General features: G+C 53.4%; 12 protein-coding genes. 5 read left to right on the top strand and 7 right to left on the bottom strand.

The window, feature by feature from the left end:
- Nucleotides 1-126: 126 nt before the first annotated feature.
- Nucleotides 127-1,845 (bottom strand): amidohydrolase, encoded by a 1,719-nt coding sequence (locus B036_RS0117200; protein ID WP_020569973.1) that lies wholly within the window; start codon nt 1,843-1,845, stop codon nt 127-129.
- 370 nt (nt 1,846-2,215) lie between these two features.
- Nucleotides 2,216-2,470 carry a transposase gene (locus B036_RS29835; protein WP_052333972.1) on the bottom strand — a complete coding sequence of 85 codons (255 nt, stop codon included), beginning with the start codon at nt 2,468-2,470 and terminating at the stop codon, nt 2,216-2,218.
- Nucleotides 2,471-2,878: 408 nt separating this feature from the next.
- Here B036_RS29835 and B036_RS0117210 point away from each other — a divergent pair, with 408 nt between their 5' ends.
- Both B036_RS0117210 and B036_RS0117215 read left to right on the top strand, forming a co-directional pair.
- Nucleotides 2,879-5,227, top strand: coding sequence for a TonB-dependent receptor (locus tag B036_RS0117210; protein WP_020569975.1), 2,349 nt, complete (start codon nt 2,879-2,881; stop codon nt 5,225-5,227).
- 67 nt (nt 5,228-5,294) lie between these two features.
- Complete coding sequence (locus B036_RS0117215; protein WP_020569976.1) at nt 5,295-6,218, top strand: DUF4249 family protein; 924 nt, start codon at nt 5,295-5,297, stop codon at nt 6,216-6,218.
- Between the two features lie 313 nt (nt 6,219-6,531).
- Here the strand turns inward: B036_RS0117215 and B036_RS0117220 are convergent, their stop codons facing one another.
- From B036_RS0117220 to B036_RS0117235, 4 genes are all read right to left on the bottom strand, one after another.
- The gene (locus tag B036_RS0117220) at nt 6,532-7,800 is read right to left on the bottom strand and encodes a 1-acyl-sn-glycerol-3-phosphate acyltransferase (RefSeq protein WP_020569977.1); all 1,269 of its coding nucleotides are present in this window, start codon (nt 7,798-7,800) and stop codon (nt 6,532-6,534) included.
- Nucleotides 7,801-7,880: 80 nt separating this feature from the next.
- Nucleotides 7,881-10,046, bottom strand: coding sequence for a xanthine dehydrogenase family protein molybdopterin-binding subunit (locus B036_RS0117225; RefSeq protein ID WP_020569978.1), 2,166 nt, complete (start codon nt 10,044-10,046; stop codon nt 7,881-7,883).
- A 7-nt stretch (nt 10,047-10,053) separates the two neighbouring features.
- Entirely contained in the window at nt 10,054-10,524 is a 471-nt protein-coding gene (locus B036_RS0117230; protein ID WP_020569979.1) for a (2Fe-2S)-binding protein, read from the bottom strand.
- A gap of 186 nt (nt 10,525-10,710) precedes the next feature.
- Nucleotides 10,711-11,307, bottom strand: coding sequence for a hypothetical protein (locus B036_RS0117235; RefSeq protein WP_020569980.1), 597 nt, complete (start codon nt 11,305-11,307; stop codon nt 10,711-10,713).
- A 152-nt stretch (nt 11,308-11,459) separates the two neighbouring features.
- On the opposite strand from B036_RS0117235, the gene B036_RS0117240 reads away from it, so the two are divergent.
- A complete protein-coding gene (locus B036_RS0117240; RefSeq protein ID WP_020569981.1) occupies nt 11,460-12,497 on the top strand; it encodes a bestrophin family protein in 1,038 nt (345 codons plus the stop codon).
- Nucleotides 12,498-12,609: 112 nt separating this feature from the next.
- On the opposite strand, the gene B036_RS29840 is transcribed toward B036_RS0117240, so the two are convergent.
- A complete protein-coding gene (locus B036_RS29840; protein ID WP_020569982.1) occupies nt 12,610-13,524 on the bottom strand; it encodes a CPBP family intramembrane glutamic endopeptidase in 915 nt (304 codons plus the stop codon).
- Nucleotides 13,525-13,821: 297 nt separating this feature from the next.
- Here B036_RS29840 and B036_RS0117250 point away from each other — a divergent pair, with 297 nt between their 5' ends.
- Together B036_RS0117250 and B036_RS0117255 are read left to right on the top strand one after the other, a co-directional pair.
- Complete coding sequence (locus B036_RS0117250) at nt 13,822-23,133, top strand: PKD domain-containing protein (protein ID WP_020569984.1); 9,312 nt, start codon at nt 13,822-13,824, stop codon at nt 23,131-23,133.
- Between the two features lie 285 nt (nt 23,134-23,418).
- On the top strand, nt 23,419-25,359 hold the full coding sequence (locus tag B036_RS0117255; RefSeq protein WP_020569985.1) for a glycosyltransferase family 2 protein: 1,941 nt from the start codon (nt 23,419-23,421) through the stop codon (nt 25,357-25,359).
- Nucleotides 25,360-25,472 lie beyond the last annotated feature (113 nt).

Consider the following 25,472-nt stretch of genomic DNA (forward strand, 5'->3'; position numbering starts at 1 on the left):
TGGTTCCCCCACTTCCCTTAGTGTAGCTTCTTAGTGCCCTGAATGCCTTAGTGGTTCCCCCCACTTCCCTTAGTTGTAGCTTCTTAGTGCCCTTAATGCCTTAGTGGTTCCTCTTTCAGAGCTCGATTAAAAAGCCTTCTTCCCCGCCACATAAGTACCCAGCACCTCAGTATCCATGATTTCTTCATCCTGGCAGCTGAGCAGGTTCTTAGACAGCAGGATAAAGTCAGCCTGCATCATCGGAGCCAGCGTGCCCAGCCGATCTTCCTGAAAGGCGCCGTAGGCAGCTGCACCGGTGTAGCTGTGCAAGCCTTCAACGCGCGTCATGCTTTGCTCGGGAAAGAAAGTGGCCTTTCCGTCGGCCCGTTTGCGGGTAACGGAGGCGTAGAAACTCTCGATCGGGTCAACGTCCTCCACCGGAGCATCGGTACCGTTGACGATCACGGCACCCGCATCCAGCAGGCTACGCCAGGGGTAGGCGCCGGAAGCTGCCCGTTCGGTGCCCAGGCGATTCTCCGCAAATAGGGCATCGGAGGTACAGTGGATGCCCTGCATCGAGGCAATCACGCCCATCTCCCCAAAGCGCGGAATGTCTTCCACCGCAAGGTGCTGGCTGTGTTCGATGCGCCAACGATGGTCGTCTTCGGGCTTGACGTACTTAGCCATCACGTTCAGGGTTTCCTGATTGGCTTTGTCGCCAATGGCGTGGACACACAACTGCATGTTATGTTTTTTGGCCAGTTGAGCGATGCTGTCTACGGTCTCTACCAGGGTGGTATTCTGGCCTACGAAACCGGGGTTGTCGAAATAAGGCTCGATCAGCCAGGCGCCGTAGCTGCCCAGGGCACCGTCCAGTTCGGTTTTAATGGCGGCGCAGGTGAAATTCTTGCCGTAGTGGGGGAGGCCGTCCATGTTGCCTTCCATTTCCTCATAAGAATGGCGGAGCATAACCCACAGGTTAAGTCGCAACTGATCTGTTTCGTCAAGTTCTTTGTACCAGTCCACTTCGCGGAACTTAGTGCCCGCGTCCTGAAAGCTGGTAACGCCCTTGCGCAGGCATTCCTCCTGGGCGGCCTCGATGCCCAGGAGCCATTCTTCTTTCCGGGACTCCGGGGTCATCGTTTGGATCCAGTTTTGGTAAGAATCGGTGATCAGGTCCATGGCACGTTCCTCGAAAACGCCGGTGGGGTCACCACTGGCATCGCGGAGCACGCGGCCACCGCGTGGGTCGGGGGTCTCCCGGCTAACACCGGCAATCTCCATGGCTTTAGCGTTGGCAAACAGGCCATGACCACTGGCGTGGCGCAGGATGACGGGGTGCTCCTGCGTCAGCCGGCTAAGTTCGTCGTGGATGGGGTAGCCACCGACGGAGTGGTCGTGCGGCTTGTCCCATTTTTCCTGGTGCCAGCCCCGGCCCGAGATCCAGTCGCCCTCCGGGGTGTCTTCAGCCCGTTCGGCCACCATGGCGACGATCTCGTCCCAGTTTTTCGAGCGTAGGAAATTGAGGTTACGCAGGCTGCTGCCCAGGCCACTGAAGTGGGCGTGGCCCTCCACAAAGCCGGGCATGACGAATTGACCGTCGGCGTTCAGCCGCTCTGTATTTTTATCGATTTGGCTGCTCCAGGCCGTCGTGTCGTTGCCCACGGACAATACCCGACCGCCCTGACCGATGATCATGGCCGTAGCGCAGTAGTCTTCGGCGGCCGCGATTTCGACGCCGGGGCAGTCCACGCCGGTCCAGATTTTTGCGTTGAAGACCAATAGGTCGGCCTGGTTGCCGGTTTCGGGTTCACCCTCGCAGGCGCAAAGCAGGAGAAGGCAGGAAAGGGGAAAGAAGAGTCTCATTTAGTATTGGTTATGGGCGCGGCCGCAGGTGCAACGAAAGTTGAAGAGCAAGGGCTGCCAAATGTAGCTTGGGGCCAAAATTACGCATTATGCTGGAAGAGAGGGGGATAAATCCTTACAGATCATGATCCTGGAGGTATTGACCTTTATTTTGTCCCGGGTGTGAGGCCGGAGGCCGAAACCAGCGGGCAAGGACGGATAACTTCCCTGGCGGCGCGCAGCGCCGCAACTACTACGTCTACTACCTCCCTCCCCGGGTAAAAATCCGCTTTGCGGCTTTTCACCCGCGGCAAATAAAGTTCGACCACTCCGTGATCACCATTTTAATAGATATTTCCAGAGACATTCACCGTAGCGTTAACCGGACTAATTAACCTAAAGCGTTGCTCGAAACACTTTTCACTGCTTTTAAAATTTCGGCAATTGACTTTGTCCGGGGAAGGCTGTGCACAATGTGGATGTGATCGGACGTACCGCCAACCGCCAGCACAATGCTACCAAAATCAACGAATAAATCAGCAATTAAGAGGTGTACCTTGTTTTCAATATTTGTATCAATATAGGGCATTCGGTATTTTGTACTCCAAGTGGTGTGAAGAATAATACGGTCATAGGATTGTGGCATAGAAGACAAGTTTAGACTGTAATTGTAGCTAATTTGTTTTGTAAAAACAAATTGTGTTTATTTTGTCTAGACCCGGAGGGTCGTCTTGGGTAGCGAGGGGATTCATCCCCTCGTATTCGTTTCAACATTTGGTCGAGGCATTAGGTACCCAACAAAATCGATGGGGTAAAACCCACCGCTACATTGGGCGACCCTCCGGGTCAAAAGGCTAGGACCACTTGGCTACTTAAAACTTCACCCTGCACCCGCGGCCCCGCCCTAAACCATTAAATAAAGCACAAAGCACCATGCTCTTCTCCCTGAAGAGAAAGGTTAAATCCCGCCCAAAAGCAACCATAATCCCAATTTCCTACGTCATTACCTCAGACAAACCTTAAAACCCAACTAACTTTTTTAAACTCACTGGTTTTGAACAAACTTATTTTGTTGCTGCTGACCCTGGCAGCCATACCGCTTGGTGCTCAGACCACCATCAGCGGCTACTTTACTGATGAAGCCAGCGGAGAACCCCTCCTCAGTGCCAACGTAATCGACCTGAACACCGGCGAGGGTGCCCTGTCCAATACTTACGGCTTCTACAGCCTGACCCTACCAAAAGCCGACAGTGCCCGCCTCCGCTTCAGCTACATTGGCTACCAAAGCCGGGAGATCACGGTCGCGCTGCGCGGTGACCGTAAGATAGACGTGCAAATGAGCCCCTCCGTCGATCTACAGGTGGTGGAAGTCACCTCCGACCGGGGGGAACGCATCGAACAACAAACCCAGATGAGCCGCACGGAAATTCCGGTGGCTCAAATCAAACGCATCCCGGCCTTGCTCGGCGAAGTAGACGTGCTCAAAACGTTGCAACTACTGCCCGGCGTGCAGAGTGGTGGAGAGGGAACGACCGGCCTCTACGTCAGAGGGGGAAGCCCGGATCAGAACCTGGTGCTCCTGGATGGCGTGCCGATCTACAACGTCAGCCACCTGCTGGGCATCTTCTCCGTCTTCAACGCCGATGCCCTGCGCAACGTGACGCTGACGAAGGGCGGGTTCCCCGCCCGCTACGGTGGCCGACTCTCCAGCGTGCTCGAGATCAATATGAAGGAAGGTAATCTCAATAAATGGGAGGGCGAAGGCTCCGTTGGGCTGATCTCTTCCAAGCTTACGGTGAGTGGTCCCATCAAAAAAGGTAAAACCAGTGTCCTGCTTTCCGGCCGGCGGACCTATGCCGACTTCATCGCCAAACCGCTGATCAAAAGCGCGGCCAGCCAGGACGGCTCGGAAGTGGACCTCAGCCTGTATTTCTACGACTTGAACGCCAAGCTCCAACATAAGGTCAACGATAAGCACCGGCTGTTTCTCAGTTTCTACTCTGGCGCCGATGTCTTCGGCACGGAAATTAAAGAAGACGACGACACCTTTGGCGGCGGTACCGATTGGGGAAACATCATCACTGCCGGCCGCTGGAACTGGGAGATCAGCCCGAAGCTGTTCATGAATACGACGGCTACCCTCAGTCGCTACGAGATCAATATCGACGCGTTGGCTGACGATGGCGTGGATGACTTTCGTGCCCGCTATGTCTCGGGGATCTACGATTTCGGCGGGAAGGTCGACCTGGACTATATCCCCAGCCCCGACCACTACGTCCGCTTCGGTGGCGGTTGGACCAACCACACCTACCGGCCGGGTGCCGTCTCCCTCAAGGCAGAAAGCGACGGAGAAGTGGACCTGGATACGCTCGTGGGGTCGCAAACCGATTACAGCAATGAGTTCTACGCTTACGCCGAAGACGATTTTCGGTTGGGGGCGCTGAAGGTCAATGCTGGTCTGCACTTCTCCGCCTTCTCCGTCAATGATGAGTTGTATACAAGTCTGCAGCCACGTCTTGGCTTACGGTACCTCGTTAAGGAGGATATCTCGTTCAAGGCCAGCTTCAGCACCATGCAGCAGTACATCAATTTACTGACCAGTGAAGCGCTCAGCTTGCCTACCGATTTATGGGTGCCCAGTACCAATCGGGTCAGGCCACAAAGCAGCTGGCAGGTAGCCGCCGGCGCAGCTAAAACCTTTGGGGGAGATCAGTTCGAGATAAGCCTGGAGGCCTATTACAAGCAGATGAAGAACGTGGTGTCTTTCCGCGAAGGTGCTTCTTTCATCCTCGGCCTGGAGGATGCCTGGGAAGATAAAGTTACCCAGGGCGATGGCGAAGCCTATGGCCTGGAGCTGTTCATTCAGAAGAAACAGGGCCGTTTCACTGGATGGCTGGGCTACACCCTGAGCTGGAATTGGCGGCAGTTCGACGAGATCAACAGCGGGGAACGTTTTCCTTTTCGGTATGACCGGCGGCATGACTTAAGCATCGTTGGAAACTACAACCTGAGTGACCGCGTCTGGGTGTCTGGTGCCTTTGTGTATGGTACGGGGAACGCCGTTTCGCTGCCGACCTTTGGCTACCAGACGGCCCAAAGAAATGATGGCTCCGGTTTCACATCTTCTTTTGTGGAGGCCGGTGTGGAAAAAAATGGTTTCCGAATGTCGAATTATCACCGGTTGGACCTCAGCATATCCTTCCGGAAGAAGAAGCGAAAATGGGAACGTACCTGGGTAATCGGCGCGTATAATGCCTACTGGCACCGTAACCCGTACTTCCTTACCGCCGGGAACTTCACCACCTGCGACGATAATACCGGCCAGTGCACCACCAAACGCCGGGTGCGGGAGATCAGTATCCTGCCCATCATCCCCTCCGTTTCCTACCAATTCAAATTTTAAACCAGGACACTGTTCCCCAGCATTTATGCTGGTAACCTTTTTCCCGCCATCCTAACTTTAAGCCCCGATGCGTACCCTAATCTACCTTTCCTTAATCATCGTCTTCCTGGCCTCTTCCTGCGACGAAGACAGCTTCAGCCAAACCGTAGATATTCCCATCCCGGAACACGAACCGCTGCCGGCACTTACCCTTGATTTAAGAAGCGGAGATACTATTGCTAATTCGGTCCTGGACCTCAGCCGGGGGATACTGGAGGAAGCCGACCAGACCATAGGAAATAAGCAGGTGGAGCTGTACCGCGACGATGTCCTGATAGCAGCCAGTGATCCGAACAGCCAATCCGTTCGATTCTTTGATTTGATGCTGGCTGCTCCAATAGGTACGGAAGAAGCTACGTACCGGTTAGTGGGGAAAATTGACGGTTTCACGGAGGTGGAAGCAACGCAAATTATGCCGGTAATTCCCGAATTTACCTTGATCAGTTACGAGCCGGAGGGGGCTATCGACATCGATGGATTTCGTACGGATGAAATTATACTTGATCTCGAAGACGACCCCGCTAAGGAAGACTTCTACGGTTTCCGGGTCACTAACACGCCAAGGGACCAAATATCCTGTTTTATCAATAGCAGTGGTGATACGATCGTTTGTGATACTTTTCGAAATGAGTTCGTCCGGGACTACTACCTGCAAAGCCCCGACCCTTTGTTGAATGAGGGTACTGGTTATGGACTTGTCTTGAGCGACCAATCGTTCAACGGCAATACTTACCGGGTACGGTTACAGGCCGACAACTATAACCGGGACTCCATGCCGACCCTGGTAGTGTATCGCCTGACTGAGGATGCTTACCGCTACGCCGTTTCTCGCAACGCTTATGAGGACTCGGTGGGCAATCCGTTCGCAGAACCGGTCAATGTGCACAATAATGTAGCGGAGGGGTATGGGTATTTTGTACTTAGTAACGGGGTTAGGGTGGTGTTGGAGTAGCTCGTCGGCCGAGGGGTTTTAGCCCTACTCCAGCTAACGTGAATTAAGCGCTAAAATGGGCACTTTTCTGTTGAAACATTTGCGATGGCAATCAAATGGTGAATAATTTATCGAGGAAGAAGCGAAGTGCAGCGTAGCTAAGTGAGTGGTTAGTGCGGCAGCCTATTCTCTCCTTCCTTCTTTCAATTAATCGCTTATTCATTATTCGCTGAATCCCAAGCTAATTGTAAAATAGTGAGACTCACTTTAGCTCTTGGGGTTAACGTTGCTAATCTAATTGCCCAGGATTTGGAACGTCATTAGCCGTCCGAATTTACCCCACAACCTCTTCAGCAGAAAATGACTTAATACCAGCAGAAACCTCCTCACGCATTTTTACCAGCCTTCCCCGCTCAGCGGCCACCATCCTTTCCATCTTCCGGTTGGCATACCATTGCTGCACCTTTTCCAGCTGGCGTAGCGACCACCCGACCGTGAAGATGCTGACCAAAAGCCAGGTTTTTCCAGCCCAGGGCAACAGCAATAATAGGGTAGGGTAGATAAGCAATGTGCCAACGGCCAGAGCCGCAAAGCGGACGGGACTGTAGAATTCGATGTGCCTGGGCTGTGAAGCACCGATGAATTCTGCCAGCAGCCAAAGGGGGAGTTGTGGAAGCTGGAAGAGGCTTGCCAGAAAGACTTTTACCCACGGTACAGCACCTTGCTTTTGTCTTTTCTTTGCACCTACGACCGCGCCATCTACTATTCCTTGCTGGTATAAAGCATTGAAATAGTGAGCTAGTTCCGGGTCTTTCTCCGGGGTGTTGGCGGCAATACCCAGCTCCTGATCAAGCTGTTTGCCGTCGTGGGTAATGCCGTAAGTCTGGCCTGCCTGAACGTCGTTTCGATGCAGAACTAATCTCCCCTCCCCAATATTTGCCCGTGCCTGGTCGGGGAATTGCACGACGAGGGAACTCAGGCGCGAACGCAGGTGGGAAGTAAGGTTTTTAATAGCATTGGCCTCTCCGCTCCGATACTCCGCCAGGTACTCCGAGGCCAGGATCGGTTTGCCACAACGAACCATGACCTGCCCCCGTACACGATCTGCATTCGTGAAATTGGCACCGACGGGCACGATGTACACCTCTTTCAACGCCGGGTCACGCTCAAGCGCCCCAAGCGCGATACGCGCCGTCCCTTTCCGGATGGGCCGAAGTGCCTTTTCATGGATGGTACGCCCTTCCGCAAGGATCATGATGGCCCGTCCAAGACTAAGTGCCTTATAACAGGCGTCAAACGTATCAAAATTATCTTTAAGCTTTGTGTAGCCACCATCTTCTAAACGGTAGACTGGCAATATGTTAACGGCATTGAGCAAAGCGATAAAGAAACTATTTTTGAACAAATTTCCCCGGGCCAGAAACCATAAAGTCCTGGGCTGGAAGCAGGCCATGATGCATGGTTCGATGAAGGCGGTCGGGTGATTGGCCGCCAGGATCACCGGTGCGTCGGCAGGAATGTTTTCCAGGCCAGTGATGTCGATGTTCCGGTAATAGTAGCGTAGGATATAGCGGGCAACGGGGCGAACGAGATAGTAGACCATGGCGCGCAAGGTACAAGTTGCAGGTTACAAGTTGCAACCTGTAACCTGTAACCTGCAACCTGCAACTTGTAACCTGCACCCTAAAGCGGCACCCGTCGCCGCCGCTCCCCGGTAAGCCGGTAAACAGCATTGGCAATAGCCGCACCAATTGGCCCCAATGGCGGTTCACCTACCGCACCGGGTTTGTCATCGTTCTCGAGCAACACCACGTTGATTTCTTTTGGCGCGTCCCGCATCAGCGCCATTTTGTAGGCACCGTAGATAACGGGGTAGAGGGATCCGTCTTTTACCGTCATGCGCTCATGCAGGATCGCACTCATGCCCATGATGATGCTGCCTTCGCACTGGGCGCGCACCTGGTCGGGGTTGATGACCATTCCGGGGTCCATTACGCAGGTGACTTTATGAACCTTGATGTCACCGTCCTCTATGGATACCTCCGCAACGTGGGCGCAGGGCGTATTCGCATCGGTGCTGGCGGCAAAGCCCATTGCCCGGCCATCCCTTGCTTCGTTGTGGTAACCGGCTTCTTCGGCGGCTCTTTGGATGACCTTAGCCAGCCGGAGATCGGCCTTGGTTTCCGTCAGGTGATCCAGCCGGAAAAGCACGGGGTCTTTGCCAGCCTTCTCGGCCAGTTCATCCATAAAACTCTCGATGGCAAAAGTATTCGCCAGCAGCCCCAGGCTGCGCCACCAGCTGGTAGCAAAGGGGAGTTTGACCCGCCAGGACACCGCCCGGTAATTTGGGATGCCGTGGTACTGGATCATCCCACCGCGCCAGGCGCCAACGTCGGTCCCGACAACCGTCTGTAACAAACGGGGAACCAAGGGGCTACCAAAAAAAACATCCCCACTGGAAACATTGTGTTCGATGGCCTCGATCTTGCCGTCAGCAGTGAGTTTTCCCTTCATCACATTGTGAGTTGGCGGTCGAAAGGTATCGTTCTGAAACTCTTCCTTTCGATTGAAAAAACTCTTTACCGGTTTGCCGACAGCCCTGGACATGACCGCCGCCTGCATGGCGTTCGGCGTATGTAACCGACGGCCGAAGCCGCCGCCCAAAAACGTTGGTTGAATGACCACCTGCTCTTCTTTAAACCCCATTCGCTTGGCGATCTCCCCACGGGTGATGTTGATGACCTGCGTAGACATGATTACCGTAGCCTTATCCGCCTCCACATAGGCAACGGCACCGTTAGGCTCCAGTTGGGCATGCGCGCCGATGGGGCTGTAATATTCGGAGATGATCACGCCTTCTTCTCCATCGGCAAGCAGTTGTTTGGCATTCCCTTCTTTCTGGATAACCGCCGGCTTTCCCTGTCCGACTCTGATCATGGCTTCAATGTCTTCCGACTGCCATACTTTCTCCGTGCTCCAGTTCGCCTTAATCTTCTTCTTGGCGTTTTCTGCTTCGACATAAGAGTTGGCGATTACGCCAACGAAGTCCTCCTCCAGCACAATTTTGACCACTCCCGGCATACCTTCAGCCTCCGATGTATCTGCTCCCAAAAATGTAGCACCAACACTACTTGGGCGGACAACCGCCCCGTACAACATGCCCGGCATGGTGGCGTCCATCCCGAAGATGGGCGCGCCCATCACCTTGTCTTCCAGATCGACCCGAGGAATAGGTTTTCCGACGAACTTGTAGGCTGTTGAAGCCTTCAGCGCGGGCGTGTCTGGCACTTCCCATTCTTCTGCTTTCGCAACAACTTCTCCGTAAGTGATCGATTTTCCCTCACCGGAAATGATACCGTTCAGCGCAGAAAGGGAGGATACTGCTACACCCATTTGACCGGCTGCGGCATTGAGTAGCATAACCCGCATGGTGGCGGCGATCTCCCGCAGCGGCACCCAGAGGCTGGCGATACTGGTGCTGCCGCCGGTAGCGAATTGATCGATGTTACCAGTTGCCGTACTGGCATGGACGACTTTAATCTGCTCAATGCCTACTTCCAGTTCTTCGGCGGCAATTTGTGCGAGGCCGGTAAAGGTGCCTTGCCCCATCTCTACCTTGGGGCTGTGGAAGATCAGGGTATTATCGGCCGTTACCTCAAACCAGATGGTCGGATCATCGGTTGGCCCCATGTAGGGTGATTCGGCCGTGTTGACCACTCCCGCAATTTTTCGGCGGATGAACGGCGCGCTGCAATAAGTAGCACCCAGCATCACCCCAGTACCAATGGCGGCACGAACCAGAAATTTTCTTCGCGAGAAACCTTTCTTTTCTTTCTTGTTCTCAGACATGGCTGGATTATTTAGTTGTTGCGTTCTGTAATTCCGCCGCCCGGTGAATGGCCTTGCGCATGCGGTAGTAGGTGGCGCAACGGCAAACGTTGACAATGTTGTTGTCAATGTCCTCGTCAGTTGGGTTAGGAATCTCCTTTAGCATAGCCGCCGTCGCCATCATAAATCCGGGCTGGCAATAGCCGCATTGGGGTACAATTTCCTCCATCCAGGCTTGTTGAACGGGGTGCATATTCTCTTCCGTACTTAATCCCTCTATGGTTGTTACTTCTTTGCCTGCGGCAAATTTTACCGCGTAGGAGCAGGAGCGGACTGCCTTGCCATCAACGTGGATGGTGCAGGCACCACAGGCAGCTTTGCCGCAGCCGAATTTGGTGCCCTTGAGGTCCAGGGTGTCCCGGATAACCCATAGGAGGGGGCTGTTGCCGTCGGCATCAACGGATACTTGTTTGCCGTTTAAGGTGAATGTTGTAGTCATTGTTGGAGAGGTAAGGTTGAAGCGAAGCGTAAGGCGTCGGATGAAATCAGCAAATAATGGGAGGTGGATATATTTTACGAAGTGGTTTGGGCAAAATACTGTGGCGCTGAGCGCCTGTAAGCGCTGCTGCTCTCGGGTTAACGGTATCCCAAAATCTTAGGGTACAGTAAGCGGGGCCGTTGATCACTATTGTTCAGGGATAACCGCCCCCGCCGCTGCCCATGCTTTTACTGCGGCAGTGAATTCGTCTTTTGCCACCGGGACGGGTTCACGTGGTTTGCCCTCGTGATCAATGCCCGGATTCCAGGCCCAGCCGACTAATTCGTCTTCCGTTAAGTGCTTAACGATTTCGTCAAGGTTTTTACCGCCGTTGCGGGCGGGGTCCATCATCTGCGTGGCAATTTCCACGCGGGTTTTCCCGGCCCAGGCCATTTCTACCGGAGCCAGCCCCCAGTGCGGAGCACCGGGGACGCCGGAAAAATCATTGTTTTCCGATTGGTGGCAGGTGCTGCACTGCAGGCCGGCAAGGCCGTGGTCGTCGGCACCACGCTGAACGTTAAAGTTGTGGATGTGGCTGTCCTCTCCCTGCCGGGGCCGGTTGCCGCTTGGATGGCAGTTGACACAGCGCTTATGGGTGAGCACTTTCATCATGATGTCAAAGGGGGCCTCGTCCAAATTGGCTTCGGAGGACCGGTTGCTCTCACCGAAAGGGCTTACCTCAGTAAAAGCTACGCAGACACCCATAAAGGCCAAAATGAAAAGGCTGGTCAGTAAATGCTTCATGCTCAAAAAATAAATTGATCTGTGGATACTGTAAGCTTAAAAGGGTACTCAAGGTTCTCATCTATTGCCAGAAGTGCCACCCGAATATAATGTATTCAGGCGCTGTCCAGTATTTTTTGGCATCTTTCCCACTCAAATAAACCCTTTGTCCAATGTTCATTAACAAGAATTTTACCCTCAGGCAAATCTGGCAATTCACGGGTAAACATATCCCATGGATAGTTACCTGGATGACGCTGGTGGCCTTTTTGTACGAATACGCCGACCTGAAATGGTTGTCTCTTCCATGGCTTCCTCTCTCGGTGATCGGTACTGCGGTGGCCTTTTACGTCGGTTTTAAAAACAACAGCGCCTATGACCGGATGTGGGAAGCCAGGAAAATATGGGGGGCCATCATTAACAGCAGCCGTGCCTGGGGGGCTACCGTAAAATCCTTTGTTTCTAATCAGTTCACGGCGGAAGAAACCTCTGCCGCAGAGTTGGACAGCATCGTCAAAACCTTACTGTACCGCCACATTGGTTGGTTGTATGCTTTGCGAAGTCAACTGCTCGTTCCTACGCCGTGGGAACACATTAGTCAGGGTGGGCACATTGGTAAGGTGGCCGAACGGTACCGGGAGGTATTCGGCGTCGGGTTGATCAAGGATGAAGTGACGGAAGAAGAGTTGCGACAGTTTCTTTTGCCCAATGAATTTAACCGCCTGATCAACTACAAAAACACCGCTACGCAAATCATTGATCAGCAGTCGCAGGACCTCAAAGCGCTGCGGCAGCGGGGCATCATCGAGGATTTTCGACACATGGAGTTGCAGAAACTACTCAACGATTTTTATGTGCATCAGGGAAAGTGTGAGCGGATCAAAAAATTCCCGCTTCCCCGGCAGTACGCAAACATGAGCTTCATCTTTGTGGGGATTTTTATTTTCCTCCTGCCCTTCGGCATGGTTTCGGAGTTTGCTAAATTAGGAGAATACGGAAGCTTGCTATCGATTCCCTTTTCCGTGCTGGTCGCCTGGGTGTACGTGATGATGGAGCTGGTTGGCGATTATTCAGAAAACCCGTTTGAGGGCCTCGGGAACGACATTCCGATGCTGTCCTTGTGCCGGGTGATTGAAATCGATCTCCGGGAAATGCTGGGGGAAACAAACTTACCTCCGTCCATCGAGCCAGTCAACGGGGTGTTGATGTAGGGCTTTTAGTCATAGGGGCGCGGCCGCAGGTGCATGGAAAGGGACAAAAGTAGCAAAGATTGGAAGGGGGGGGACAGCTATTGCTCCCCTTTGTCCCTTGCTCCTTATCCCTTTACTCAGCACCCGCGATCCCGCCTGATGTTGATGCTGCTTCCGGGCGGAACTTTTTTTCTGCTATCCAACCAATCCAAACCACCAGGCTGAGGCTGATTAACCCAGCCCACCAGGGTGGGATGGTGCCAACTTCGGTACTTGGGTCAAACTCACCAGTAAAGTAAGCCACGCTTACCTGGAACCCGTTGAACAGGAGGTGCAACAAAATTGGCACCCACAACGAACCAGACCAGGCGTACCCATATCCGAGCAGCAGGCCCAGCAGCAGCCGGGGAACGAATCCGGCAAATTCTACGTGTATGGCACTAAATAAAATGGCTGCTGCCCAAATGGCGGCGTGGTGATTGCCAAACCATGGTTGAAAAACCCTTCTTTGTAATACGCCCCGCATCAGCAGCTCTTCTCCGATCGCTGGAGTTACTGCGGCAGCAAGGAAGGCCAGGATAAATTCAGGAACGCTTTCCATCGTCAGTATCCCCTTCAAAAGGGCATCTGCGTTATTTTCCGCTGATTGCATCCATTCCGGGAGCGGAATCTGCATATTGAGATAAGCAAGCCAGGCGACAAATGGCAGTGCTACTATGAAAAGCAGCGTAGCGAAAAGGGCGGACCCGGGAAGTGGCCTAGCCGACAAGCCAGAGGCCGCGATCCATTGCCTCTTGAAAACAAGCAGCAGTGCAAGTAAAGCCGTACCGGCAAACGGGATTAAATTACTGAGTAATAGATAGCTACGTAGCTGTTGTCTTTGAAAGCCGGAGGTGCTTGTTTCTCCGATCGTTGAGAGGTCAATCCAGCCCAATGACTTGAACGCAATAGAGATGCCCGTCATCACCATTGCGCAGATGAAAAAGGCGACCAGGGTTGATAGAAAGAGCCGGCCGGGAGCTTCAGATTTGTCCGAAATGGGTGTCATGACAAGTTAATGTTTCAAAAATGTAAACTTATGGCGTATTTTGCGGACAATTAGATGGGAAGGTTGTAAAATTCCCCATTTTTATTTTTCCTCTTTGGCTTTTTTGCAAATTGCCTGAGAACTTCATTTTTTTGTTAATCGTAGCTTATTTCAGCATTTTACATTTTGAACTCAGGTCTTACTTCATTGCGCCCAACTTTCGGTTTAACCGGTCCAAACACCTAGTTTTTGAAATCCATTCGATCTGACTCGAAGGTACAGTGCCTTATGTAGCTGGCTACATAGTGACTTGTCTTAATGTCATTCCACCTCCGAATAACCGCGCTTTCGCTCTTTATCATTTTATTTTCTAATACCTATGGATATTCACAGGCCACCTGCGTCAATGCAAGCTCCGGCTCGGCAACGTACGACGGAGATGCTTTTGAGGATCGCCCGATTGACATCTATCCGGCTGGTACCACGGTAGAATTTTGCTTTTTTATTGATGATTTCCAAACGCCGGACCAGGAGTGGATACACGGTGTGCTGATTGCCTCGGTTGGTCCAGGCTTTGATTTCAGCACCATGATGCCTTCAGGAACACCGCCAACTCCTTGTAGTGCGGCGGGTTCTTGGGACTGGTACCCCACTTGGTCCCGATGTATATCTTGTGGACCGTTGACGACTTTTACCAATGGATATGCCTTTGACAGCCCGGCGGGCACCAACGATGCCTGTGGCGACCAGGGCGTTCTTGATGGAGATCCGGGTAATAACTATGGTGACTTGTCTGGAAACTGTGGACTCGAATTTTGCTGGACATTTGAAACGGTCAACCCCGGAGCAGTTCCTTCTGCTGATGCCTATACCGTAGAGGTGACCGTTTACGCTGATGGTATTTCCGGAGGCTATACGGGAAGTATGGGTTTCTGTGGTTCCCCATGTGGCGCCGATCCTGATATCTGTTTTCCCGAAATCCCGGACCCCGAAATTGACATCGTCAACGAACCCTGCCCCGGAGAGCTTTTTATGCTTGAAGGCAGTCCGGTCACTCCTGGCGTAACCCCTTCCTGGTTAGATGTTGATGGTAATGTGGTTGGCACGGGCTGGACCATCAACCTTCCCGCCGGAACTTACACCTTTAGTGTAGGTAAGCCCGGTTGTGCGCCTAAGAACATTGAGTTTGAAGCAGAATTAATCGCACCGGATATCGAATTTATCGGACCGGACGACAACACTTTTCTTTGTTACGGGGATCCGTTAGATTTTGAAGTAATTGTCACTGGTGCTACGGTGAATTTTGTTAACTGGACGTTGAACGGCGGTCCGGCCCCCTACACTAACAATACCACCACCTACTCCGTCCCTGAGGTTACCACCGCCGATGCCGGTCGCTATGAAGTAACGATTAACTATGGCGATGGCTGTGATTCCATCTTCGTTCGAAACATTCAGGTAAGTCCCGAAATCAACCCCATGATTACCCCGGTAGATGAATCCGTCTGCCTCTTTGACCTGATCACCTTCACCGCTACCGACATAGGCGGAGGGCCTTTTCCTCCCGAATTTGAGCTTTCGTGGGATTTCGGCGCCGCGACCGGCCCTACCTACACTTTTGAGACTTTCGCAGTTGGTCTGCAGACGGTCATCCTGGAGATTACGGACAATACCAACCCGCTAATACCGTGTATACAAGAGTTCGAACACACCTATACGGTTAATGAGCTGCCGTCAGTAACCATCGATCCGCTATCCTCCAACATTTGCTTTGGAGACATGATCACCCTCACGGCTACGCCTTCGGGCGGTATGCCACTTTACGAATATTTGTGGGGCCCTGACGAAGTGGAGACGTCGGAGTTCTATACGGTCGCTCCGCCATACGATATGAATATGACGGACATCTTCGTCACCATACGCGATGCCAACGGCTGTGAAAATTTCTCTTTCTTCGCCGAAGTGGAACTCAATATCCCACCGGGACAGCCCAACCTGACCTGTAACCCAATCTGTGTCAGCGAGCTCGAATTTAACTGGACGGTTGGCACCGCTGATTTCTACCACATTTTTGCCTCCATTAACGGAGCACCGGAAATGCTTATTGATGACAACTACCAAACCAACAGCTACCTGTTTACCGGTCTTAACCCCGGGGATGAAGTCAACTTCCGGGTAGTTCCGTTTGCCGGAGATGCAATGATGAGTTGTGAAGGGGTTGGGCGTTCCCGCCGTTGTCAGACACCACTAACTTCCACCCCCGGCTTCGTCGTGAACTACGAGGACCCCGTCTGTATAAGTGCGGTTAATACCAGCGTAGACGTAGCCGTCTGGGCAGGAGAGGCCGGCACTTTTCTCTTCAACAGTGGTACCCTCGGTCTGGTCGACGCCCCGGCTGATGCCGATAGTGTGACCACCATTACGCTCCCCCCGCTTCCCGTCGGAACAAATACGTTGATGCATGACCTCGACATTCATTACGATGGGGTAGGAGGGCGTTGTCCTTCCGACACGACCGTCCAAATTACCGTAACCCAGGCCCCTCCGGCGGCCTTCACGCTCGACCAAACAGAGATTTGTGGTTTCACCGGCGTCTTTACCGCCACCATCGATGCGGGGGTAACCGGAGTTGATACGTATTCTCTGCAATTGGAGGATGCCGGAATTGGTGGTATGATTACTGACGATGGCACGGGAACATTTACCATCACCATCGACTCTACGGGGACACATAATATTTTCCTGAGTACCGCAAACGCCGTCAATCCTGGCTGTGTGGACACCTTCCGGGCACAGATTACGCTAACGGAACCAAGTCCTGCGCCAGAACTCGTTTGTGGTGCTGTTGGGCTTGACTTCGTAACCTTCACCTGGAATGACACCGGGGCAGACAGCTACGTCGTAAATGAGTTAAACATTCCAGCCGGTGGTGTAGTGATGCGCAGCGGGAATTCAGTGACAATTAGCAATCTGAACGTTGATGACATGGTTACCATCTCAGTTACTGCGGTAACTGCAGGTTGTCCGGATGTTACTTCGATGTCACAAACCTGTGTCGCGGAATCCTGCCCGGATATCGTGGTCGAGATTGTTGAGGTCGGCCCCTTTTGTGCGGACGATGATCAGGACATCGCTATGACAATTGACACTACTGGTAGCGATGGTTCCGGCGTCCTTTCCTGGACAATAAATAATGCGGCCTTTAACGGCGTGATTAATCCTGCGACCCTCGGTCAGGGTTCCTATTCCATCCGTGCGCTGTTTGATGAAGGCTGTGACTTTATCGACGTTTTTCAGTTGGTCATCAATCCGGTTCCTTCCTCCGTTTTTGCGCTGCCCGATGGTCCGATTTGTACGGACACAGACATCGTGGGCGCGGTCGCAGGTGCAGCACGAGTCGGTTTTACGTATCAATGGACGGCGGTTGGAGCAACCGTTATGCCGGGTACCGACGCGGCAAGCCGGACGTTCAGCTGGTCTGCCCCTGGCAGGTACTACGTCTCGCTACAGGTGACCAACCAGTTCACCTGTGTGGGAGAAGTCTATACCGACAGCATCGACGTAATTGAACCTTACCTTATCCCGGTAATTACCTGCCTCGATAATCAAATGGAAAGTGTCCTTTTCTCTTGGGATGATCAGGCTGCCGTCGATAGTTTCCAGATTATTGTAAACGGTGGCGCTCCATTCTTCCAGGATTCAACCACCTTGTTCGTTGGTGGCTTATCCGTAAATGAAACGGTAACGATTGAGGTTCTGCCGGTTGGTAATACCCCTTGTCCGATAGTTGCCGGATCCGGCAGCTGTACCACGCAGGCCTGCCCGGCCCTCATGCTGGAACGCCCGGCCGATATGGACCTTTGTGAAATGGAGGATGACCCCAGAACGCTGCTGACCGCCAACGTTACCGGCGATAATGGCATGGGCATGCTTACCTTCAGCGGACCTGGTGTAATTCAGATTGGCCCCGATTACTTCTTTGATACGGACACCGCCGGCGTCGGGGTACACCTACTCACAGTGGATTTCGTCGAAGGGATGTGTGTAGCACAGCAAATGTTTACCTACACTGTCCTGGAAAAGCCTACGTCTACCTTTGAAGTCAACGGTCTTACCAGTGGCATAGAAGTGTGTGTCGGGGAAGTGTTTACCGTCGGATACACTGGTTCGGTAACGGCCGGTACGGTGGTTAGTGATACCATCATTTTTTGTTGGGACTACCCCGTGCCTTACATTCAACCGGAGCCGGTAGATACCATAGGCTTCCAGACCTATACCTGCCGCTTTACCGAGCCGGGCCCTTTCCGGATTTGCCTGATTGTAAAGCAGGATGGTTGTCCGAGTGATACCACTTACGTTGATGGCTTTTGCTTTGCGCCGGCTCCTGCTCCTTTAGTCGTCTGTGCTGAGCCGACCGACCTGAACAGTGTTACCTTCTCCTGGGACGACGTAAGTAACGGAGAGGGCTTCACCGTAATTCGTGACGGAGGCCCTGGCGTAATAACCTTTGACACAGATGTCACCTACACCGGCCTGCTGCCGGGGGAAGAAGTCATGATCGAGGTCTTCGCTAATGACAGCGGGCCCTGTGGAGACGGCCCTTCCGCCTTTGCGGTAAGTTGTTTTGCGGATCCTTGTCCGCCATTGGATGCCGACGTCTCTTCCATACCAGACCAGATATGTATCCTGAACGGAGATGAATTCATCAGCTTGTCGGACCTGGTGGTTATCGGTGGGACCGGGAACGGAACTTATAGCTTTACCGGAACAGGCGTTGCCAGAGATACCTTCTTTGCGGCATCTGTACCTCACGACGAATCTGGTACAACCTATACCATTACCATGAATTATGTCGAAGAAGGTCCTTGTCCCTTCACGACGACCTTCGATGTAACCGTCTTCGCCCGCCCTACAGCCTTCATCACGGACCCCGGTGCCCAGTGTGTTGGGGATACCTTCCTGATCATTGTTGGCAGTACCAACTTCGTTTCCAACGACGATATAATTCTTGATTTTGACGGTGCGACAGTTGTGCCGGACGGTGACCCTGATGATTCACAATACCTGCTTACTTTCGATAGCCCAGGCGTCCGGACGATCACCGCAGAGGTAACCAGCAACATCAGCGGATGCCCAAGTAATCCGGCGATTTTAATGGTAGACGTTTCTGCTCCGCTCGCGGATCCGGTAGTAAACTGTATCAACCCGCAGCTGGAATCAGTCACCTTCGACTGGGATCCCGTTCCAGGAGCAACTGGTTACCTGTTTGCCGGGCAAGACGGAAGCATGGTTTCCCTTACCGCTGCCGAAACGGAGCATACCGTTTCGGGCCTGATGCCTTCACAAGACTTTACCGGTACGGTTCAGGCACTGGGTGACGCCCCCTGTGGGAATGGAGCACCAGTGGACGTAAGCTGTCGCACACTGGATTGCCCGGCAGGCGTAGTGCAATCTGATACGCCGGCAACGGCGATTTGTCTGGACGGAACGGAAAGCCCCTTCCTCCTGATGGCCAGCCTTACCACCGGTGCATTCAACGGCCCGGTTACCTGGAGTGGCACCGGCGTAGTGGACAACGGAGACGGTACCTTTAGCTTCGATCCGACCGGTCTGGCGGCGAATGACTATGTACTTACCGTAAACTATGATGGCCCGTCTACCTGTGACTCCGAAGACCAGGTAACCATCACCCTCAATGACCTGCCAGTCGTAACCCTGAGCCCCACACCTGCACAGCTTTGTGTTGGTCAGACCATGACGGTGTCCTTCACCGGATTGGCGGACGCAGGAGCCAGCTATGATTGGGACTTCGGCGACGCCGACGTGACCGATCTCGGCGGAGAGTCTTACGAATTAAGTTGGTCTACTCCAGGAACGAAACCCGTTTCTCTGGTGGTTACCGATAACTGTGTAAACAGTACGAGCTTTACCGTAGTGGTGGATCCAACCATGGAAGCACCGGTGCCGACCTGTATCCGACAGGATCTCGACGCCGTTGAGTTTAGCTGGCCGGCGGTAGCCGGCGCAACTGGATACCGTTACAGCATTGATGATGGAGCTAGCTTCATGACGCAAACCGGTACCACGCTCTTAGTCTCTGGTCTCGACTTCGGAGAAACGGTCACTTTAACCGTGATTGCTATCCGAACGGGAACGACCTGTAACGAAAGCCCGCCAAGTACCGCCGTTGACTGTTCGGCCAGAACTTGCCCCAACGCAACTTTTGCACCTGCGGCCGCGCAAACTGAATTCTGTGATGATGATGTTACGCCCGTACTGCTGCAAGACAACCTCAGCGGAGATGATGGAACCGGCGTCCTTACCTGGTCCGGACCAGGAGTAGTGGACAACGCAGGCACCTATTCTTTCGATCCCACGCTGGTTGGTTTGGGCGTACACCGCCTTTACGTGACCTACGTGCAGGAAGCGCTGTGTGTGTATACAGACAGCCTGGATATGGAAGTATTTGCGGTTCCGACCGTTGCCTTCAATACCATCCCAACCCAACTTTGCCAGGGAGAAGAATGGACGGTTTCTTTCACCGGAACCGCTGCTAACGGTGCCAGTTTTGACTGGGGGAATTTCGATGGCGCGATCGTAACGGACCTGGGGAATCAAAGCTACCTGCTACGCTGGGATACGCCTGGAATAAAAACGGTTACCCTTACGGTGACAGATAGCTGTACAGCTACAGCAAGCTTCATGATTCCCGTTACACCAATTCTTGAAGCTCCTACGCCGACCTGTGCGCGTCAGGATCTTGATGGGGTGCTGTTCGAATGGGCTGCCGTTGCCGAGGCTACGGTGGGCTACCGCGTGAGCATCAACGGCGGACCGTTTGGTACCCCACAGGACAGTACGAGCTTCTACGTTGGTGGGCTCGACTTCGGTGAGAACGTCACTATCCGTGTCAGTTCCGTCCGCAGCGGAACGACCTGTGATGAGAGCGCAGCTAGCACAACGGTAAATTGTGCCGCCAGGACCTGCCCTGTCGTCACCTTTGCACCTGCGGCCGCGCAAACTGAATTCTGTGACGATGAAGTTACGCCGGTACTATTGGAAGATAACCTCAGCGGTCATGACTTTACCGGCGACTTAAGCTGGCAAGGCCCCGGGGTGGTTAACAATTCAGGTGTTTACTCCTTTGATCCAACACTGGTTGGCTTAGGTATACACCGCCTTTACGTTACCTACGTGCAGGAGGCGCTTTGTTCGTACACTGATAGCCTCGACGTGGAGATCTTTGCGGTACCAACCGTTGCCTTCAATACCATTCCAACCCAGCTATGTCAGGGAGAAGAGTGGAACGTCTTCTTCACTGGAACTGCGGCTGATGGTGCCAGTTTCGACTGGGGGAATTTCGATGGCGCGGTCGTAACGGATCTTGGCAACCAAAGCTACCTGCTACGTTGGGATACGCCGGGAATAAAAACGGTTACCCTCACGGTGGAAGACAACTGTTTTGCAACTGAAAGCTTCATGATCCCCGTTACACCAACGCTTGATGCCCCGACGCCGACTTGTGTGCGTCAGGATCTCGATGGCGTATTTTTTGAATGGGCAGCGGTAGCAGAAGCGACTGTAGGCTATCGAGTGAGCATCAACGGTGGCCCGTACAGCACGTCACAAGACAGCACCAGCATTTATATCGGCGGACTCGATTTCGGGGAAAACGTTACCATCAACGTTATTTCCGTCCGCAGTGGAACGACCTGTGACGAAAGTCCACCAAGCGCGACGGTTTCCTGTGCCGCAAGGGTCTGCCCAATTGTTACGATGAATCCGGCAGCACCTCAGACTGTATTCTGTGCCGATGAAACTACTGCCGTTTCCCTGGCTGCCAACCTAAGTGGCCATGATGGTACCGGAGAAACAGTATGGATTGGTGGCGGCGTGGTGGAAGATAGTGGCAACTTCACTTTCGATCCCGCCATCGCAGGTGTTGGGACACACCGACTTTATGTCCGCTACACCCAGGAGACCCTTTGCGGCTACCTGGACAGTATGGATATGGTCGTGAACCCGATTCCTTCAGCGGATTTCAATCAGGACAACAACGTTATCTGCTCTACTGGTAGCCTCAACGTCAGCCTGACGGGAGCCGTCGATCCGGATGCTTCCTATACGTGGGACTTTGGCGATGCTGCTGACACGGATAATGGTAACCAAAGCTACGACCTGCGCTGGTCTGCCGGTGGTACTTACGACATCACCCTAACGGTAACCCGCAATGGGTGTACGGCCACTACGATGCGCTCGGTTGTTGTTGACGAACCATCCAGCTCCGGTACAGCAGTGGCCGGAATCCTGGAAGTCTGTGCGAGTAGTACGGATTTGATTGATCTCACCAGCCGTATAACCGGTGCTACGCCGGGTGGAACCTGGTCCGTAGTTTCCGGTGATGTTGCCAATGGCAGTTTGGATGCGGCCAACGGCCGCTTCAACCCGGCTGGTCTGGGTGCGGGAGGCTACCGTTTTGCCTACACGATCTTTGGCTCTTCCTGCCCGACGGTCTCTACCGAGGTAGACGTCAATCTTCTGGGGGCTCCGATAGCGGATGCCGGCCAGACACAAACGCTGACCTGTGCCATGGGTATGGTTAGCCTGAACGGTACTAATTCTGAACAAGGAGCTGGATACACTTATCTCTGGACAGGTCCGAATCCCAATGTGCCGATTGTGGATGCTGATCAACTAATGATCGATGTGGGCCAGCCGGGAGTATACCAGCTGCGGGTAACCAACGCTATTGGATGTACTTCGGTTAGCGAAGTAACGGTGACCTCAGAGACCGAAGCACCGGTAATGGAGCTTGAAATCAGTCAGATTACCTGTTTCGCCTCCGATAACGGAGCGATCAGCGTGAGTAACGTTTCCGGTGGCCGCCCGCCATACACCTACCGTGTGAACGGAGAGGACCGTGGCCGGTCAACTCTCTTTGCCGGTTTGGCACCGGGGGAGTACGACATACAGGTCACGGACGCTAACGGCTGTTTCAGTAACATCCTGCTCGACCTTTCTGAACCTGATGAGTTGACGGTACGCCTGAGGTTCCCCGGAGACAGTACAACCGTAAATGCAGGTGAAGAGATCTTCATCACAGCCTCCGTGAACGGTGGAAATACCATTGATACGCTTATCTGGCGGCCAGACAGCCTCGCTATGGCAGGTGAAGGAAACAACGGTATCAGTTTCATCGCTACTGAGACCATGATGATTTCCGTTACGGTAATCGATGAGCTCGGCTGTTCGGCTTCGGACAACCAGATGTTGTTGGTGCGTCGGGATCGTCCGGTTTACTTCCCAACGGCCTTCAGCCCGAATGGTGACAATAACAACGACATATACTTCATTGGTGGTGACCTCGATCAGATTGACTTTATCGAGAATTTCTACATCTTTGATCGTTGGGGAGAAAATGTTTACACGGCAGCCCAGGCGGGTAATGGTGGAGGAACACCGGTTACCGGCGACGGTGCCCGCTTCCTGCCCAATGACCCCGCTTTTGGCTGGGATGGCATGTTGAACGGTAAACCAATGAACCCGCAGGTACTGGTGTACACCGCTACGGTTCACTTTACGGATGGCGAAGTCATTGTTTATAAGGGAGACTTTATATTGATGCGATAATTAGTCTATTGGACTATTAGTCTATCAGACCGTCGGTACGCTGTGCCGGCGGTCTGATGGTTTTAGGAAGAGTGATAAGGCACGAATGCTGTGGATATCCTACCTGTTATAAGCAGGCGCGGCCGCAGGAGCAGGGAGAGTTGACGGGCAACGCGCCTCCAGGCTTTGTTCCCCAGCATTGATGCTGGTCTTTGGTCTGGAGGCACTTCGAAGCCAGGTAATACTGAAGGCTCCCTTCTGAGGACATTGCCCAACGAATGTCCCGACGTACCTTTGCTCATCCCTATGGACCTATCCGTCATCATCGTCAATTACAACGTCCGGTACTTCCTGGAGCAGGCCCTGCTCAGCGTGGAACGGGCCATTGTGGGGCTTGAGGTCGAAGTGTGGGTGGTAGACAATAACTCCGCTGACGCTTCGCTGGTGATGGTCCGGGAGCGATTCCCATGGGTTAAACTTATCGCCAACCAGCACAACCCGGGTTTTTCGGTCGCCAATAACCAGGCTATCCGGCAATCCACCGGCAAATACGTACTGCTGCTGAATCCGGATACCGTAGTAGAGGAAGATACGTTTCGCCGTTGCTACGACTTCATGGAAACGCATCCTGATGCCGGCGGATTGGGCGTGAGAATGATCGACGGACAAGGGCGTTTTCTCCCCGAGAGCAAACGTGGGCTACCGACCCCGTGGGTAGCCTTTACGAAGGCCTTTGGTCTGGCCAGGATATTTCCCCGCTCTAAACGATTCAATCACTACCACCTGGGCTACCTGCCGGAGGACGAAACGAACCCCGTCGAAGTATTGGCCGGTGCCTTCATGTGGATGCGCCGGGAGGCCCTTGACAAGGTTGGGTTGCTCGACGAGGATTTCTTTATGTACGGTGAAGACATCGACCTTTCTTATCGGTTGATCAAGGGAGGCTACCAGAATTATTACCTGCCGGCTACGAGCATCATCCACTACAAAGGAGAGAGCACGAAACGGGGTAGCCTGAACTATGTCCGTGTCTTTTACCAGGCCATGATCATTTTTGCCCGCAAGCATTTTGTTGGTTCTCAGGCCCGGTTACTGACCGGGCTGATGCAGCTGGCCATTTACGTCAGGGCAACACTAACAGTATTGGCAAACGTATGGAGAGCACTCCGTTATCCGCTCCTGGATGCAGCTGGTATCTACCTGGGGCTACGGGTACTGAAGTCCTTATGGTCCCAGTATCATTTTGGCGACCCGGGGTACTTCCCTGACCACATCAATTACCTTCATTTTCCGGCTTATACCTTACTGTGGACCGGTAGTATTTTCCTGGGCGGCGGCTACGACCGGCCTTTCGAGTTCGGACGGATGCTTCGGGCACTTGGTGTCGGCACCCTGCTGCTGTTTGCCGTTTACGGACTATTGCCCGAAGACCTGCGGCCAAGCCGGGCGCTGCTCTTGCTGGGCGCTGCCTGGGCGGGGGGCTGGACTTTGCTGGTAAGGGGAATCGCGCACCTGCTTAAATTCGGCCACCTGAGGGTGGCCGCGGATGCGGATCAACGCCTGCTGATCATTGGTAGTGCGGCCGAAGCGGAACGGACGCTGAGTCTTCTCCAGAAGGCGGGAGTCCAACGCAATTATTTGGGGCGCATCGCGCCCCCGGGCGAGCAGGGGAATGTTGAATCCGTCGGCCAGGCAAATCAATTGCCGACCCTGACCAAGATTTACCGGGCGGACGAACTTATCTTTTGCTCGGCCGACCTCACCGTGGAAGCTATTCAACGTTGGATGAGCCGACTGGGACCTGCAATTCAGTACCGGATTCTACCCGAAGCCAGCAGCAGCATTATTGGCAGCCATCGGTCGGATCAACGGGGAACACTTTACACCATCGACGTTAACCTGAGGATTGCCGAAGCCCGCCTGCGGCGGGCCAAATGGCTGTTCGACAAAGGGATGGCACTTGCCTTCCTTTTACTTGCCCCATTATTGATCTGGTTTTCCTCCCGGAAGGGGACCTACGTTATGGACTGTCTCAGTGTCCTATCCGGCCGTCAACACTGGGTGGGGTACGCCTTACCCGATCCGCAATTGGAGAGCCTGCCGGCCCTGAAACCCGGCGTTTATCATCCTGCCACCGGCACCCCGGTGACCGATCCGGTAACCCTGCACCAGGTCAATTTTCTTTATGCCCGGGATTATTCGGTGGGGCAGGATTGGATGGTTTTGTGGGGAGGGGTGTTTAGGTAATCTTTTTTCGCCAATATTTGAGCTTCCCTGAAATAAGTCGCTCGTTTGAACTTGGCCCATGCGTCTTTGGTCGGGGTACTGGTCGGCATCAGCTCAGGCGTCGATTCAATCAC

The sequence above is a fragment of the Neolewinella persica DSM 23188 genome (assembly GCF_000373105.1).
Taxonomy (GTDB): domain Bacteria; phylum Bacteroidota; class Bacteroidia; order Chitinophagales; family Saprospiraceae; genus Neolewinella; species Neolewinella persica.

What these genes read in the sequence shown, in the direction of transcription:
- B036_RS29840 (WP_020569982.1), bottom strand. Translation starts at nt 13,524, where the DNA reads ATGACACCCATTTCGGACAAATCTGAAGCTCCCGGCCGGCTCTTTCTA.
- B036_RS0117215 (WP_020569976.1), top strand. Translation starts at nt 5,295, where the DNA reads ATGCGTACCCTAATCTACCTTTCCTTAATCATCGTCTTCCTGGCCTCT.
- B036_RS0117220 (WP_020569977.1), bottom strand. Translation starts at nt 7,800, where the DNA reads ATGGTCTACTATCTCGTTCGCCCCGTTGCCCGCTATATCCTACGCTAC.
- B036_RS0117225 (WP_020569978.1), bottom strand. Translation starts at nt 10,046, where the DNA reads ATGTCTGAGAACAAGAAAGAAAAGAAAGGTTTCTCGCGAAGAAAATTT.
- B036_RS0117255 (WP_020569985.1), top strand. Translation starts at nt 23,419, where the DNA reads ATGGACCTATCCGTCATCATCGTCAATTACAACGTCCGGTACTTCCTG.
- B036_RS0117240 (WP_020569981.1), top strand. Translation starts at nt 11,460, where the DNA reads ATGTTCATTAACAAGAATTTTACCCTCAGGCAAATCTGGCAATTCACG.
- B036_RS0117235 (WP_020569980.1), bottom strand. Translation starts at nt 11,307, where the DNA reads ATGAAGCATTTACTGACCAGCCTTTTCATTTTGGCCTTTATGGGTGTC.
- B036_RS0117250 (WP_020569984.1), top strand. Translation starts at nt 13,822, where the DNA reads ATGTCATTCCACCTCCGAATAACCGCGCTTTCGCTCTTTATCATTTTA.
- B036_RS0117200 (WP_020569973.1), bottom strand. Translation starts at nt 1,845, where the DNA reads ATGAGACTCTTCTTTCCCCTTTCCTGCCTTCTCCTGCTTTGCGCCTGC.
- B036_RS29835 (WP_052333972.1), bottom strand. Translation starts at nt 2,470, where the DNA reads ATGCCACAATCCTATGACCGTATTATTCTTCACACCACTTGGAGTACA.
- B036_RS0117230 (WP_020569979.1), bottom strand. Translation starts at nt 10,524, where the DNA reads ATGACTACAACATTCACCTTAAACGGCAAACAAGTATCCGTTGATGCC.